The 15,809-nt window shown below is 42.4% G+C and carries 17 protein-coding genes; 1 reads left to right on the top strand and 16 read right to left on the bottom strand.

Annotation, left to right across the window (positions count from 1 at the left end):
* Positions 1-49 precede the first annotated feature (49 nt).
* The 13 genes from O3651_RS02515 to miaA all read right to left on the bottom strand — a co-directional run bounded on the left by O3651_RS02515 (position 50) and on the right by miaA (position 11,690).
* Positions 50-730 carry a DnaD domain protein gene (locus tag O3651_RS02515; RefSeq protein WP_371609463.1) on the bottom strand — a complete coding sequence of 227 codons (681 nt, stop codon included), beginning with the start codon at positions 728-730 and terminating at the stop codon, positions 50-52.
* A 9-nt stretch (positions 731-739) separates the two neighbouring features.
* Positions 740-1,681, bottom strand: a complete 942-nt coding sequence (gene metA / locus O3651_RS02510; protein WP_314044331.1) for a homoserine O-succinyltransferase — start codon at positions 1,679-1,681, stop codon at positions 740-742.
* Positions 1,682-1,781: 100 nt separating this feature from the next.
* Positions 1,782-2,294, bottom strand: coding sequence for an adenine phosphoribosyltransferase (locus O3651_RS02505; RefSeq protein ID WP_005590499.1), 513 nt, complete (start codon positions 2,292-2,294; stop codon positions 1,782-1,784).
* A gap of 122 nt (positions 2,295-2,416) precedes the next feature.
* The gene (gene recJ / locus O3651_RS02500; protein WP_371609482.1) at positions 2,417-4,636 is read right to left on the bottom strand and encodes a single-stranded-DNA-specific exonuclease RecJ; all 2,220 of its coding nucleotides are present in this window, start codon (positions 4,634-4,636) and stop codon (positions 2,417-2,419) included.
* A gap of 219 nt (positions 4,637-4,855) precedes the next feature.
* Positions 4,856-5,908: an acyltransferase family protein gene (locus O3651_RS02495; protein ID WP_371609462.1), complete on the bottom strand. Its 1,053-nt coding sequence runs from the start codon at positions 5,906-5,908 to the stop codon at positions 4,856-4,858.
* A 38-nt stretch (positions 5,909-5,946) separates the two neighbouring features.
* Complete coding sequence (locus O3651_RS02490) at positions 5,947-6,657, bottom strand: class I SAM-dependent methyltransferase (protein ID WP_371609461.1); 711 nt, start codon at positions 6,655-6,657, stop codon at positions 5,947-5,949.
* Positions 6,658-6,663: 6 nt separating this feature from the next.
* Positions 6,664-7,419, bottom strand: a complete 756-nt coding sequence (locus O3651_RS02485) for an SDR family NAD(P)-dependent oxidoreductase (RefSeq protein WP_371609460.1) — start codon at positions 7,417-7,419, stop codon at positions 6,664-6,666.
* A 24-nt stretch (positions 7,420-7,443) separates the two neighbouring features.
* Positions 7,444-7,686 carry a 7,8-dihydro-8-oxoguanine-triphosphatase gene (locus O3651_RS02480; protein WP_371609459.1) on the bottom strand — a complete coding sequence of 81 codons (243 nt, stop codon included), beginning with the start codon at positions 7,684-7,686 and terminating at the stop codon, positions 7,444-7,446.
* Complete coding sequence (locus O3651_RS02475) at positions 7,671-7,940, bottom strand: hypothetical protein (protein WP_371609458.1); 270 nt, start codon at positions 7,938-7,940, stop codon at positions 7,671-7,673. Before O3651_RS02475 ends, O3651_RS02480 begins: the two co-directional genes overlap by 16 nt.
* A gap of 39 nt (positions 7,941-7,979) precedes the next feature.
* The gene (gene rnz, locus O3651_RS02470) at positions 7,980-8,909 is read right to left on the bottom strand and encodes a ribonuclease Z (RefSeq protein ID WP_371609457.1); all 930 of its coding nucleotides are present in this window, start codon (positions 8,907-8,909) and stop codon (positions 7,980-7,982) included.
* Between the two features lie 10 nt (positions 8,910-8,919).
* Positions 8,920-9,543, bottom strand: coding sequence for a cystathionine beta-lyase (locus tag O3651_RS02465; RefSeq protein ID WP_371609456.1), 624 nt, complete (start codon positions 9,541-9,543; stop codon positions 8,920-8,922).
* Positions 9,536-10,774 carry a GTPase HflX gene (hflX, locus tag O3651_RS02460; protein ID WP_371609455.1) on the bottom strand — a complete coding sequence of 413 codons (1,239 nt, stop codon included), beginning with the start codon at positions 10,772-10,774 and terminating at the stop codon, positions 9,536-9,538. Before hflX ends, O3651_RS02465 begins: the two co-directional genes overlap by 8 nt.
* A gap of 31 nt (positions 10,775-10,805) precedes the next feature.
* Positions 10,806-11,690 carry a tRNA (adenosine(37)-N6)-dimethylallyltransferase MiaA gene (miaA, locus tag O3651_RS02455; RefSeq protein WP_371609454.1) on the bottom strand — a complete coding sequence of 295 codons (885 nt, stop codon included), beginning with the start codon at positions 11,688-11,690 and terminating at the stop codon, positions 10,806-10,808.
* An 82-nt stretch (positions 11,691-11,772) separates the two neighbouring features.
* On the opposite strand from miaA, the gene O3651_RS02450 reads away from it, so the two are divergent.
* A complete protein-coding gene (locus tag O3651_RS02450; protein ID WP_005590510.1) occupies positions 11,773-11,943 on the top strand; it encodes a DUF3042 family protein in 171 nt (56 codons plus the stop codon).
* A gap of 245 nt (positions 11,944-12,188) precedes the next feature.
* Here the strand turns inward: O3651_RS02450 and O3651_RS02445 are convergent, their stop codons facing one another.
* The 3 genes from O3651_RS02445 to O3651_RS02435 all read right to left on the bottom strand — a co-directional run bounded on the left by O3651_RS02445 (position 12,189) and on the right by O3651_RS02435 (position 14,958).
* Positions 12,189-12,587 carry a hypothetical protein gene (locus O3651_RS02445; protein WP_371609453.1) on the bottom strand — a complete coding sequence of 133 codons (399 nt, stop codon included), beginning with the start codon at positions 12,585-12,587 and terminating at the stop codon, positions 12,189-12,191.
* Positions 12,588-12,937: 350 nt separating this feature from the next.
* On the bottom strand, positions 12,938-14,098 hold the full coding sequence (locus O3651_RS02440) for an ABC transporter permease subunit (RefSeq protein WP_371609452.1): 1,161 nt from the start codon (positions 14,096-14,098) through the stop codon (positions 12,938-12,940).
* Positions 14,095-14,958, bottom strand: a complete 864-nt coding sequence (locus tag O3651_RS02435) for an ABC transporter ATP-binding protein (protein ID WP_371609451.1) — start codon at positions 14,956-14,958, stop codon at positions 14,095-14,097. Before O3651_RS02435 ends, O3651_RS02440 begins: the two co-directional genes overlap by 4 nt.
* Positions 14,959-15,809: the final 851 nt, after the last annotated feature.

The following is a 15,809-nucleotide window of genomic DNA, read 5'->3' as shown; positions in this document are numbered from 1 at the left end:
AAAGCAAAACATTAAAAATTTCGCACAGCCCCACCACACTTACTTGTAACTAGTCCTTCCACAAATTCATGGCATTGAGGAAATCATCCGAAACCGTTACATTCTGTGGATTGCTTGCTTCACGTTCCGCCCGTTTGGCTTCTACTTGAGCTTGGGTTGTAATGCCTTCTCGCCGCCAATTTCGCAAGATGGCCTGGATATATTTCCAATTAGGCTTACCATTGAAAACCGCTTCGCGTAAAGCAGCCTTGACCAAATCTGGATTGGTTTGATCGTCCTTAATAGTCTTGGTCAAATCCTCGATTTCAAATGGAGTCAAAAGACGCCCCAACTCTTGCTGGAATGTTTCGACCAGTTCCTTGAGAAGATTGCCATCAGATGTAGACGTTGACCCAGTAGGACTAGAAGTCTCCAAAAGCTCATCTAGCTTTTCTAAGGCTGGTGAAGCATCAAAAATCGCCTCAATTTCCCCATTCAGTTCGATGGTTCTGTACTGGAGCAAGCCTTTTTCTGTCAGATGAGACATGGAACGATTGACCTCGGATAAGGTCTTGCCAATATGCTCCGCAATCTGACTAGGTGCAAACTCCTCCAATGAGGTGGTATTTTGCAAATAAAAAAACTGCCAGACCAAAAAATCATCGCTGGAATCAAAAATGTCTTTAAAATGCAAAAAGAGGGCACTTGGAAGAACCAAGTTGCCGTTTTTGTAAGCTGCTAAATAAGTCATAGTACCTCTTTATAAATAAGCAAAGAAGGATGCATCATTCTCTGGACTTTGCCAATCAAATGGCGTTTCTTGATAGACTGCATAATTGACCCAGTTACTGAAAAAGAGAGCTGCCGCCAAACTCCAGCGCAGACAAGGTGTCGCATTCACATCATCATTCTTGAAGTAATTCTCAGGAATATGAGGATCCTTGCCCGCTTCCAAGTCACGGAAATACTCCTTGGCAAGGGTATCACGGTCGTATTCCATGTGACCAAAGCTATACACCTCTCGCAAGTCTCGGCTCGCCAAAACAGACAAGCCAGTCTTTTCTCCCTCAGAGAGAATCTCTAGATTAGTCAGATTCAGAATGTCTTCTTTCAGTACTTCTGTATGCCTTGAATGAGGTGTGATAAATTCATCATCAAAACCTCTGAAAAGTAGATTATTGCTTGGAGCCGACTGCTCGTAAACACCCGAAAGTTTCTCTTCCATCTGGTGCTTATCCACGCCATAGCGGGCATAAAGGCCGGCCTGAGCTCCCCAGCAGATATGCAAAGTCGAAAAGACATGAGTCTTGGACCATTCAATCACCTGCTGGAATTCCTCCCAATAGTCTACCGCCTCAAAGGGCAGATGCTCTACTGGCGCTCCTGTGATAATCAAGCCATCAAAGAAACGATGCTTGACCTCATCAAAAGTCTTGTAAAAGGTTTGCATATGTTCCACTTGGGTAGTCTTTGACGTATGAGAAGTCATATAAAGAAACTCAATAGTCAGCTGCAAGGGCGTATTGGCCAAATGACGCAAAATCTGAGTTTCCGTCACCATTTTCTGGGGCATAAGATTGAGTATCAAGATATTCAAGGGACGGATATCCTGATGATCTGCCCGGTCATCATCCATGACAAAGATATTCTCAGAGCTTAAAATTTCAACTGCGGGAAGCTTCTTATCAATCTTGATAGGCATGAAAGTATCTCCTTTTGTTTAATATACCTATTATACTCAAAGGAGATATAGTTTTCAATTATACTTTTTCTCTAACTAGATATAGTAATAAGCTATATCTTTAGTAGTGCATCAATACTTTGTAGTCATAATCGCCGATTGCTTCGCGACCCTTGAGCTCATCCAACTCGATGAGGAAGGCACAACCAGCAACAACTCCGCCAAGGCGCTCAATCATTTCAATGGTCGCCTTAACTGTTCCACCAGTCGCAAGAAGGTCATCGACAATCAGAACGCGTTGACCAGGTTTGATTGCATCCGCATGCATAGTCAGAGTATCTACACCATACTCTTTTTCATAGTCAGCTGAGATAACTTCACGAGGAAGTTTGCCAGGCTTACGAACAGGAGCAAAACCAACTCCTAATTCAAAGGCAACTGGACAGCCTACGATAAAGCCACGCGCTTCTGGACCAACGATCATGTCAATTTCCTTGTCAGTCGCATACTGTACAATTTCACGCACAGCGTAGCTATAGGCATTTCCATCAGCCATCAAAGGGCTAATATCACGGAAGAGAATCCCTTCCGTTGGGTAGTTTTCAATAGTTGCAATATAATCTTTTAAATTCATAATGTTCTTTCTTTCAAAAAAATTTTTACTCTCTATTATACCATGTTTTATTCAAAAAGGCTGTAGCAGACTATCAAATATTTTAACATATAAAATATTTGTAAAATAAGGAGGTTTGTCGCTTATTTACTCATGAGATAGTCATAAATCTCCTGCACGGTACCCAATGCCATGAGTTCTTGTTCTTTGACTAGGCGCTTGAGGTCTTGGTAAATGTGACTGCTGTCAATTTCTTTCTTTTCAGCTTCCTTATTGACTTTCATGACGCCTTCTGTGATGCTGACAAAACCCAGTTCTTCAAAAATCTGAATCATTTTAATCAAGAGAATGGGGTCGATTTTCAGGTAAGCTGCTAGATCCTTGAGCTTATAGCGAACATCAAAATCGGGGAACTGATAGATAGTTTTGTAGAGTTTGGCAAACTGCTCACGGTTGCCATAACCAGTCAGATAGTAAGGCTTGGCAATCTCATTCTTAAAGTAAATCGCTTCGAAATCCTGAGACTGAAGAATCTTCTTCAGGACCTGCAAATCATCAGGCAGGTCATAAACCACAACTGCTCTGCTATTTGCCAAATCCGGTAATTCCTCTGTGAAACGCAAGACAGGAACCTTGTCAGGCAGCGTCGCATTTTTGCTGCGGATATTGAAAAGCTGAACACCGTCCACACGGGCATCTACCAGCATGAGCTGGAGACTGGTCTGTCCATTCCATTTATTGACAGAGAGGCTGACAGCTAGCTCCAAATTCTTGGTCTGGGCAAACTCTGTCGCCAGGCTTCCTTGCCCAAAAGCTATTACTTCAAAAGATGCGTCTTCCTGAGAAATTTTCAGCTTGAGATGGCTATTGCCAGCCCCCATAGTCCGAGCATTATCCACTTTAAAATCCTTGAGGTAAAAAAGTGGCTTCTTATTGTCCATGCCAAAAGGCGCCAGTTTTTCAAAGCTTTTGAGTGTATCAAGGGTCAGTTCTGGCAGCTGCAACTCCTCGTCTAAATAGAGTGTTGTTTTGCCAGTCAAATCCAAATCATTGTCTAAGATGTAAGCTGTCAAGATATCAGCAAGCTCCGCCAGCTTGTCTGCTTCAAGTGTCATTCCAGCTGCTCCAGCATGGCCACCAAAAGCTACAAAGAGATCACGATAACTGTCCAAGGCCTCAAAAATATTGACCGCTTCAATACTGCGGGCGCTGCCCTTAGCGATACCATCCTCGATATTGAGCACTATGACTGGCTGGTGCAGCTCTTCCAGCAAGCGCCCAGCGACAATCCCTAGCACTCCAGGATTCCATCCTTCCTTAGCCAGCACTTGCACTGGTCTCTTAGGGTCCAGCATGGTTTGTGCTTCTTCATAAATCTGCTGGACAATTTCCTTGCGCTCGTCATTTTTCTGGTTGATCATAAGAGCAATGTCACGAGCTTCTTCGTCGTCAAAGCCAGTCAAAAGCTCAACCGCCGGATTGGGATCATCCAGCCGTCCCAAGGCATTGAGTCGGGGGGCAAGCTGGAAGCCAACCGTTTCTTCATCCAGTTCATCTGGCTGAATGCCTGTAATTTTGAAAAGTTCTTGAAGTCCTACTCGCTGGGTGTTTTTGAGGACGGAAAGGCCGTATTTGACCAAAATCCGATTTTCCCCCGTCAGACTGACCATATCGGCAATGGTGCCAATGGCAACTAAGTCCAAAAGTTCGACTTGGACTTCTTCCAACAAGGCTGTTGCCAGCTTAAAAGCCACCCCACAACCAGCTAAATGCTTGAAAGGGTAATCCGCTCCGCTATGTTCCGGATGGACGATTGCATAGGCATTTGGCAGCTCCTCCGGCATGGAGTGGTGATCCGTCACGATGACATCCACGCCCAGAGACTGAGCCAGCTCGATCGCTTCAAGGCCCGCCACTCCATTGTCCACTGTAATAATGAGCGAGATGCCTTGATTTTCAATAAAATACTTGTAAACACTGCTATTAGGACCATAGCCGTCCGTAAAGCGATTGGGCAGATAAACCTGACACTCAGCCCCCAGCTGCTCCAAGGCTTCCTTGACAATAGATGCCGAGGTCATCCCATCAGCATCATAATCACCATAGATCAAAATCTGTTCGTAATTCTCAATCGCTGCACGAATGCGCTCCACTGCTCGCTCCATATCATGCAGGTCATAAGGATCGTGAAGCTGATCTAAACTAGGCTCCAAAAATTCCTGTAAGGCCTCTTCAGTCTGCACACCTCTTTGGTAAAGAAGACTGGCAGCTGCAGGCTCTAATCCGGCTTTCTTGGCCTTTTTTAAAAATTTTTCGTCTGTAAAATTAGTGGCAAACTGCCAGTCATATTTTGAGCTAATCATGATAAGTGAAACACTTTCTCCGTTCAATCTTGTCTGAATATTATAACATGAAAAAGCGACAGAACAGAAGAAAAAGGCACGAAATATTTCTTCTGTTCTATCACTTTATATTTTACTTTCTCACTCGATTAAAATTTGAGTAAGGACAACTTTTCTGGATTTTCGCTTACCAGTTAGGACTTCTACGATCGTCATATCCGACTTACTAGCTTTCTTTCGTCATCCCATTCCCTTTGTAAGTCTTTGCTTTAAGAACAAGCGCTTCCGAGCCAATAAAATGACTTCTGCGCTTAGATGAGTCAAGAGCAAGGTTAGCAAAAATACAATTCTTCCCTGCTGCCATTTGACAAAATCGGTTTTTTGGAGCAGATAAAAAGAGGATTCTATAAAAATCGGATGCAAAAAGAAATATAAAACGCTCAATTCTTTAAGGTGATACAGATGCCAGTTTTGACCAATTCTTGTACGCAAAATCCAATTCACCAGAAATAGAGCAAAGAGGGGCAGAGCCAAAAAGAAGTTCTTGTCAATTCCCTGATGGATGAAGACAATCCACCCATCTAGTAGCAAAAGAAGACCGGATAAAAATAGATTTTTCCCATAATCCTTCCTAAAAATGCTAGACTGCTGATAATCATAAAGAAGATAGCCTAAGTAAATAAAAATGGGAGTATAGAAAAGGCCGTTTCGGGTGGTGAAGAAAATTTTAGCATAGGCATCAAATGACTGGGTAAGCCAGCTATTTGAGAAATAAGCGTAGTATGTCTCAATGGATCCCACTACATAAAGCAGGAGCAAAAAAATCCCCGTCTTTCTAGCACCCCATTTTCTATAAACATAGTGAACAAGTAAAAGGCCCAAGAGAAAGGCTGGAATGTACCAAAGTTGATAACATAAGCCGATATACAAAATCCCAGCCAACAAGGCCAAAGGAGCGAAATGTTTTTGAACTGGCAAGGTCCAAAAATACGCCAAAGCATAAGGAACATAAATCCCGCTCCACAAAAGATACTGCTTCAAAATACGCTTAATGTACAGCTTCATTTCCTGCTTCTTAGCCAAGCTGGACTTTAGCATAAAAGCTGATGAAATCAGGAAAAAAGGCACTGCCATGCGACCAAACATGCTTTTCTGAGTAAAATGTAAAACTTCATTTTCAAAAAGTCGCTGACAATGGACCAAAATTACCAAAATTGAAGCTAGGTACTGAAACAAACTGAGCATGGCGTAGTTGACCGGTTGCTCAGGCTCTCTGACATTTCTTTCTGCCATAAATACTCTCCCTAGGAAGATGTGCTTAATAAATAGATTTAGCGCTTGCTCAGCCAAACATGCTGAAAGGCAGCAATGTCTCGATAAGGTGATTGGTTGCAGACAGCCAGCTCCATCTCAAGCATCTTTTCAGCCCAGTCAGGGGCAGTTTTGTAGTCATTGGATTGCAGCCCGTAAAAAATCCGTACTCCCTGATAATCCTCAACTTCTAATGGCAAATCTGAAATCACTTCCTGAACCTGATAGACCTTAGCAGCACCCATGCTGTGGGTTTCATATTCCTGACCTGCCAAAAGCTGCTGGGCCTTTTCTGGGTCATTTTCAAAAACCACCGTATGCATAATGCGCCCAACCTCGTGATGCTTGACCAGAGAAATTTTGCCGTCCTTTTTTAAGAGGCGGGAAAATTCTGTCAAATAGAGAGCAGGCTCAGACACATACTCTAAAACATTATGACAGATGATGACATCAAAAGACTGGTCTGGCAATGTTTGCAGAACTTCGAGACTGCCTTGCAATTGCTCATAATAAAAGTCCTGCTTGCGCTCGGCAATCATTTCTGAGTTCGGCTCAATGGCGGTCACTTGGTTCTTTTCCGCTAGAAAATCAGCCACAATCCCAAAACCGCTGCCGAAATCAAGGATTTTCTGTCCCTTCAGAGATTTAAGAAAAGCAAAAACAATATCATACTGAAGTTTACCCCAAGGCGCCTGCAGATGAGCCTTGTAGGCTTGTAGATTAGCTGTCATAAAACCTCACTTATAGTTAAACATACTGGCTGCCATCTTGTCTGCCATTCTTGGAAAAAGTGTATAGAGCTTGTGGGCTAGATTGAGAATCCCTGGTAGATTCATTTCCCGCTTCTTTTTGCCAAAGGAACTGACAATTTTGCCTGCTACAAAGTCTGGCTCAAGCATATATTTGTCTACTGCTTTCACATAGGAACCATCAGGATCTGCCTGATCGAAAAAAGCTGTTTTGATAGGACCTGGATTCACCGTCGTGACATAGACCCCAAAAGGCAGGAGTTCCAAACGCAGGGCATTAGAAAAGCCAATAGCCGCAAACTTGGTCGCTGAGTAAAGACTAGACTTGCTACTGGCAATGAAACCGGCCATACTAACGATATTAACGATATGGCCTCGGCCTGCCCGCTTCATGCGAGCCCCAAAGATACGGGACAGGTTCATCAGGGCAAAGGTATTGACTTCAAACATAGCCTCAATATCGCTTGAGCTGATTTTGTCAAATTCCTCAAAAATTCCATAGCCAGCGTTATTGACTAGGACATCGACGTGCCCGTATTGTCTGTCAATCCGCTCAGCAAATCTTTCCAAAGCTGAGCTGTCTGTAATATCCAGCTCCACTAAGTCAAGATTTTCCCTTTCTCCATATAGTTTTTCCAGCTTAGCCTTGCTCCGTCCGACCAAAATCAGTCGGTCATGGGGCAAGAGCTGAACCATTTCCTGAGCCAGCCCACCGCTGGCCCCTGTGATGATGATGGTGCGCATTGTTCTGCCTTTCGTGTTGTTAATTTAATGAAATCTTTTTCCAGCTAAATAGTCAGCATAAGCTTGATCAATGACCGGAGCAAAAAGATGATAATCCTCCCAGCTACCTAAAAATTCCAAAGGTAGGTCGTACAAGTCATTGACTACAAATTCGGAATAATCCTTCATATACTGATGTTCATAGTAATCGTTCACAAAAGCCTGAAAATCCTTTTTGACATCCATTGTTCCCAATTTGCCATCACACCAGCCTAGAAGATAATCCACACCCAAAGTTTGCTCGTCTTTGACACTTTACTTTGGAGTACGGTTTCTTCATCAGGAGTCATCATTTCCTTTGCATCATGCTGGATGAGCCAAGTAACGAAGAAACCAATATGATTCGCAGCCCAACAATGAATCTCTCGGTAATCATCTTGTGTCAATTCTTCATTTTGTAATTGGTAGCTGTAAAGATAGTTGGTTAAGGCATCCTCAAAATACCAATCAGCTTTATCGAATAAACGATTTTCAACTGTCATCTTATTTTCCTCTCAACGAAACTGTCTGAGACTGTAGAATTATAACTCAACCTCTTCCAAATCCTTGACCACATGGACATTTTCAAAGACAGCACTGGCATCACGACGCATTTGGCTAATGTCTTTCGATAAGAAACGCGCGCTAACATGATTGAGCAGGAGGCGTTTGACACCAGCTTCTTTGGCTACCTCTGCGGCTTGCATATTGGTAGAATGACCATGCTTGCGAGCCATCTTTTCATCTCCCTTGCCATAGGTCGCTTCATGGACCAGCACATCTGCTGCCACAGCCAAGCGAACACTTGAATCGGTTTTTCTGGTGTCACCCAAAATGGTAATGGTCTTACCCGGGCGAGGAGCTGAGATATAATCGGCTGCTATGATTTTGGTGCCATCTTCTAGGACGATGTCCTGACCATTCTTGACTTTTCCAAAGAGAGGGCCAAAGGGAACGCCCGCCTCGCGCAACTTATCCGCATCCAGCGTTCCTTCCAAATCTTTCTGCATCACCCGATAACCCACACAGAAAATCGTGTGGTCTAGCTTATCCGCATAAACAGTAAACTTGTCCGTCTCCAGAATCTTTCCCAGACTGTTTTCATCAAACTCATGAAAATCAATCCGATAAGGCAGGCGGGAACCAGACACGCGCAAGCTCGTCATCACAAAATTCTTGATACCGACTGGGCCATAAATTTCTAAATCCGTCTGCTCTTCATTAGCCTGAAAAGCTCGGCTAGAGAGGAAACCTGGCAAGCCGAAAATATGATCGCCGTGCAGGTGCGTAATGAAAATCTTTGAAATCTTACGAGGTTTAATGGTAGTTTCTAGAATTTGATTCTGGGTACCTTCGCCGCAGTCAAACATCCAGACTTCATTGATTTCCTCCAAAAGCTTGAGGACAAGACTGGACACATTGCGAGCCTTGGAAGGCTGACCGGCTCCGGTTCCTAAAAATTGTAATTGCATATTTTTCTTTCTAAATGATATAAATCATGGCAGAGCGATTCTGCGAGTGATAGTATTTTTTGCCAGCATAGGACTGGGCCAGCTGACTGACTTCATCTTGATTGTAGCCCAGAACTCTCTGGCTGCCATCCGCCAGCTGCTGCCAATCGGTCAAAGCAGTCAGCGCCTGACTTTCCACGACTTGAGAGTCAGCTTTGAGAGGTACCATTTTTATTCTCCCAGCCTCTTCGTAGACCAAGTACTGCGGAAAGACTTGGGCGATTTCGAAAAGCAAGTCAGCTGTTACCGGCTCTGGGTTTTCAGGGAAGACCAAGCCGACTTCTTCACTCTCATAGCAAAATCCATAGGACTTGCCAGACAGATTGAGACGGACAAAAGGCTTGCTTTCTACAAAGCTAGGCTCCGCATTCCACAAGTCCAGCGCTTGGCTAATTTCTAGAAAATAGGCTGTCGCGGCTTCCGGACTTTTCTTTTGATAAAGCTCAGCAAAGTAAGCATTGATAACGCTGGGCGGCGGTGTGATGAAGCTACGCTTTTGCTCCTCTGTCAGGCCATCCAACACTTGCTCTAAGTAGACCCTGTCTAGGCTAGTAAAACCGCCGTATTTGAGGGCTAAGTCAATATAATCAGTCATAAAATTCTTCCAGTTTCCATTTATTTTTCTCGGCAATCCAGCCTGAAATAGCTTCGACATCGTCTATGTATTCTCGATGTCCGATAATTGCGACTTTCTCTAAATCATGAATCTTGTAGGCCTTAGCTGGAGCTACCTTGATGGTAAAAGGCAAAAATAACTCTTTCATCCGCTCCAGCAGGACTTGCTGCAAAAGAGCTCTGCTATTGTCCGCCTTAGCCGAAATCAAAGAATAAGGAGTCAGGGTCGGGGTGAAATCCTCTGCCTTGTCTGCTTTGTTATAGAGAGTCAGCCGGGGAATATCCAGCATATCCAGCTCCTTCATGATGTCGAGGACAGTCTTTTCGTGCTCCTCATGATGAGGGTCGCTGGCGTCAATAACATGGACTAGCAAATCGACATTTTTACTCTCTTCCAGAGTGGATTTAAAGCTGGATACCAGCTCTGTCGGCAAATCCTGAATGAAGCCAACCGTGTCCGTCAGCGTGACATTGAGCTGGCCACTGAGGTTGATGTTCTTGGTCGTAGCATCCAGCGTCGCAAAGAGTTCGTCTGCCTCATACTGGCTCTTGCTGGTCAAGCAGTTCATGATCGTAGATTTTCCAGCATTGGTATAACCGATGAGACCGATTTTGAAAATACTGGATTCCAGCCGTTTTTCACGAACGGTAGCCCGATTTTTCTCGACAGCCTTGAGCTGGCGCTCAATATCATGAATCTGATTGCGGACACTGCGTCGATTGAGCTCCAGCTGGCTCTCACCAGGCCCACGAGAGCCAATGCCACCTGCCTGACGGCTAAGCATAATACCCTGCCCAACCAAGCGAGGCAGCAGGTATTTGAGCTGGGCCAGATGCACTTGCAGCTTGCCCTCATGACTCCTAGCCCTCATGGCAAAAATATCCAAAATCAGCTGCATACGGTCAATGACCTTGACTCCCAAGCTTTCCTCCAGATTGACATTTTGGCGAGGTGTCAGACGGTTATTGACAATGACGGTCGAAATCTCCTCGGCATCAACCAGCTGCCGGATCTCTTCTAACTTGCCAGATCCGACAAAGGTCTTGCTGTCATACTTTTCCCGTTTCTGGCTATAGGAGCCAACTATCTCAGCCCCTGCAGTCTTAGCCAGACTTTGCAGTTCCTCCATGGATAGGTCAAAATTTTCTGTGTCTGCCAGTTCCACACCGACCAAAAAGACACGCTCTGTTTTTTTCTCTGTTTCTATCATTTCATATCCTTACTAAAACTTGGTCAGCCAGCTACTTGTCCAAAAACTTCCTGATGTCTTCCATAACCTGCTCTTTATAGTCTGGATTTCCCACCTTATAAAAGGTCACGGCCATCCGATTTCGAAACCAAGTCAGTTGCCGTTTGGCGAAACGGCGGGTATTCTGCTTGAGCTTGTCCACCGCCTCTTCTAGACTAATCTGGCCTTCAAAGTAGGGGAAAAGTTCCTTGTAGCCGATTCCTTTGCTGGCTTGACTGGTTGGAGCCTGCTCATACAGCCAGCGGGCTTCTTCTAAAAGTTCGGCTTCTAGCATCAGATCTACTCGCTGATTAATTCGCTCATAAAGTTTTTGTCGCTCATCATCTAGACAAATCAGCAGGGCTTCATAGTCTGGTTGATTGTTTTCTAACGAACCGCCCAGATGGGCAATTTCCAGCGTCCTCATAGCTCTGCGTCGATTTATCTGTGGAATCTCGATACCCAGCTCTGCTATTTTCCCAAACAAAGCCTCATCTGACCAAGTATCCAGCTGCGCCCGATAGGCTAGAATCTCCTCATGAGAGGCAGAGCCGCCCAGATGATAGCCTTCGAGCAAGCTCTGGATATAGAGCCCCGTGCCACCGCAAATGATGGGAAGCTGACCTTGAGCCTCAATCTCACGAATAGCCTGAGCCGCCTCAGTCACAAAATCATAGGCCGAGTAGCTTTCTCCAACCTCCCGCACATCCAGCAGATGATGGGGAATGCCCTCCTGCTCCTCCGGACGAATCTTAGCCGTTCCAATATCCAAGCCACGATAAACCTGCTGGCTATCACCGCTGATAATTTGGCCATTGAAGCGCTTGGCTACCTCGATACTCAGAGCCGTTTTTCCGACCGCCGTCGGCCCCACTATCACAATTATTTTGGTTTTCATCTTTTTTCCTTGAAAAAATTTTGATTTTTCGTTACTATTAATTATAACATAAATAATAAAAGTTCAGAAAAGGAGAAATCACATGGCTAAAGGATTTGGAAAAGGCGTTCTTACAGGTGTAGCAGGTACTGTCGCTGCTCTTGCTGGTGCAGTCTATGCCTTTAAGAAAAAAGTTATCGAACCTGAGGAACAAAAAGCAGCTTTCATCGAAGAAAACCGTAAGAAAGCCGCTCGCAAACGTGTAGCACACTAAGCCTGCACATTTTACAAAAGAGAGTGGGAAAAAAATCGGTAATTCGTTAGAATTCGATTTCGTCGTCCCACCCTCCGCACAGTTGAGTAGGGCTGTAAAAGCTGATGAAATCAGCCTAGTAGAGCCCACTCAACCACTGCGTCTTGCTCGACATTCCAAAGACAATTGAGAGGCTAGGACTTTTGTCCCAGCCTCTTTTCTTTTTTAGAAAACAGCAAGCTGAATAACTGCTACAGATAAAACAATTAATCTTTTACATCAGTCTCTTTTTTAGATGGCTGAATGCCATGAGTGCTAAAGATATAATTGCTTAAGAGCGAAAATACTAACAACCCAAGCACAAAAAACAAATCATAAGTGGGGTCAGAAGACAGGGAAACGAAAGGAATCGAAAGACACAAAATTGTGACATAAAAGATTTTCAACTGCTTGATATAGAGACAAAAGAGTTCAATACTCCGACTGCCACTGATCTGCGACTTAGACTTACTTTTCGCGTACCAGATGATAAAGGCTTCCGCATAACAGAATAGACTTAGCAAAAAGACCATGCTCCCAAAGCGAATCCGCAGTAGAATTCCCACTGCTAACAATAAGATGAAACCTAAGCTCGTAGCAACTACTGCTCGCCTAGTATTCGTCATAAAATCAACTCCTTTAAAGGATAAATTCAAAGAATGTCTTTAACAGTTTTTCTCTTTTTATTCTCAAGTAATCAAAAAATCAATCCTTATTTCTATGATGAGAACTAAAAAAATATAAGCAAAACCATTAAAAACGAGACAATTAGACCTACCGTAGTTTGGTTTAAAAACGGATAATTAAAAAATAAATAATTACAGAGTGTTAATAATAGACCTCCTGCCGTTAACACAAAAGATATAAGCAGAGAAATTTTTAAAAACAATTTCTTTTCCATATTAGTGATCTCTTTTTTCCTTGTATATTCCATTAGAAAAGCGGAACTGCTTTTCTAAAATAGACAACAGTTAGTTTAAAGTCCTCTTTTTCGGATGATCCGATAAGTCATCAGACAGCAGAGGAGCATGAGAGAGAGCCGGATCATGATCACGCTGACACCATTTGCGGTAAAATCATTGAAGAAGAATCCTTTGCTATTGGAAAGTTTCAATAAGATTCCTTCCGTTCCATCGGTTGAAATTGAAAAAATAGTTAGTATCTTATTCATCAGACCATCTCTGAAGATATTCATCAAAAAGTCTGGAGCCAAGAACATTCCTACAGAACTCGCAAATGTTGCTAGAGGCGACTTTGTCACACTAGATATGAGGACCATCACCCCAATAATAAAGAGCAAACCAACAAACTGGAATAGGATAAGGCGAATTAACAATTCTGAGAGATTCATCTGGACAGGAAATTGCAAAATATTATAAATAGTCGAAATCCACTCCAAGTTCATCTGGACGCTGGTATCCCAACCGCTCCAACCGAAGTAGGTCCCAAACACCAGCAAAACAAGGCTATTAATAAGGACAAATGTTACAATAGCAATTCCAAATACAGATAAGATTTTTGCAATCGTTAACTGATTGCGACCATATTTAGTTGTCAAAAGTAATGAATCCATCTTTCTTGCTCGATCACCTGAGAAAACAGAGCAGCAAATATAGATCACAAATACCACCATTAAGCTAAAAGCAGCAGTTAAGGTATTAAACAACTTATGCCAAGGAGCAAAATTTCCCAGCTTTAACGTTTTTAAAGGGAAATGAGACTGCAGCTCTTCTTGCGACTTGAGGCTAATCCCGTCATAATGTAAGACATCGTCAGATTTATAGGTATCTGTTAGAATTTCTTGAGAATTTGAGACGAGGCGATCAATGGCATACCAGGAAAACATATCATACAAATCATTCTGTTTAAAATAGGGCATATTAGCTGCATAGTCATTAACGATTTTACCCATTAAATCATCCGATAAATAACCAGTATGCTCTTCAGCAATCTTTTGTTTGATCACAACTGCTTGTTTTCCATGTATTCGATCAGCTGAAGATCCGCTAATTTGACCATCATTAAAAAAATTTGCATAAAACAATCCAGCTAAAACCAACATAATAGCCAAGACTGCACCTAAAACTGATTTCTTTTTTAATAATTTTTTCAATTCAAAAGGAACTAAAGCTATCATCCATTTACCTCCTCTCTAAAGTAATAAATATACAAATCTTCCAGACTTGGCACTATCCGTTGCGCCCCTTCGACAGGACTATCATCGCTAATAACCCGCAAGACGATACCGCCTGGTTCTATCCGCTCATTCACAATGACATAATCCTTTGCAAAACGCTGCCAATCACGCTCGGAAACACGAAATTCCCAAACTTGCCCCTCGATAAGTGAAAGAAGTTCCTTGGCACTTCCTCTCTCCACAAAGTTTCCATCTTTTAGGATTAGGATTTCCTTGGCTATCGCTTCTACGTCCGATACGATATGGGTAGATAAGAGGATGATTTTATCAGCCGATAGCTCACTGATAATATTTCTGAATTTCACCCTTTCCTTGGGATCCAGACCCACGGTTGGCTCATCTAAAATCAATATTTTGGGATTATTGAGAAGTGCCTGCGCAATGCCGAGTCTTTGCTTCATACCACCCGAATAGGAAGCAATCTTCTTTTTCCGAACATCATATAAACCAGTAAGTTTCAAAAACTTATCACTCTCTACTCTGGCTTGTTTCTTCGTCATTCCCTTAAGAGCAGCCATATATAAAAGGAAATCGACCCCAGTAAAGTTATGATAATAAGAAAAATCTTGAGGCAAGAATCCGAGATACTGGATATACTCTTCGGCATGCGAGGCGTCATCAAACTTTATCCTTCCTTGGCTCGGCTTTATGAGATCACAAATGATATTCATCAAGGTCGTCTTACCTGTACCATTTGCCCCAAGTAAACCATAGACTCCCTCAGTAAATTCACAGGAAATATCTTTGAGCACAGACTTAGAGCCATAGCTCTTGCTAATGCCTATCATTTCTAACTTCATAGATGCCCTCCATTCCAAAAAGCGCCATTAGAGATAGCAAACCACCTTTTTCCAAAAATCACAAACATTATTATACTGTTATTATAACATAAATTTTTGATTAAAAGTTTTTTTAATAGACTTCAACCATTTATAAAGTCAATCTTAACCTGCTTAGATTATAGCGCACTTTCTTCAAATAACAAGCCGAAAATCATAAACAGTCAGTATTTCATCCTAAATGGTCATTTGAAGAAAAAACAGCACTTGCTGGAAGCAAATGCTGTTTTTACTAAAATAATAAAATTTAAATTACAAAGAGCATAAGAAAGAATTGACCAGCAAGCATTCCACCTCTTCCAGTAGATATAAGAAAAGCACTTGGCAGGATATTCCATATCGTCTTCTTGGAAAAATTCTATAAGAAATATTCTTAGAAAACATTACGAAAAAGTAAGACAGAGAGAGTATAGCGATATTCCGTTCAATTAGCAAATTTAATTTGTTTTATGTTTTCTACTAGCTACCTTGGCATATTTTATTCCCCAAATAAGTAGAATAAGTAAGATAAATAATAAAATAGTGGATATCAGAGTAATTAATTTTTGAAAGTCATCACTAATCGTTATCAGTCTGTAAGAACTAAATATAAACAGAGCCAAAGTCAAAATAGTAAAGAAAATTTGGTTTGATAAGATGTCGGAACTACTTTCTTTTTTTATTTTGTTCATAAAATAAAGATTCAACACAAGATTGCTCACAAGTATCAAATAAAAACAAATCTGGACTAGAAGCGATGCTTTAAAAACCTGGTTACTTAAAATTATAATGAATAGAGCCAGACTAGGAAGCTGGGCAGTTAAAAATCGCAT

It is taken from the genome of Streptococcus sp. 27098_8_73 (assembly GCF_041432495.1).
Taxonomy (GTDB): Bacteria; Bacillota; Bacilli; order Lactobacillales; family Streptococcaceae; genus Streptococcus.
This window is presented reverse-complemented; position numbering and strand designations above follow the sequence as displayed.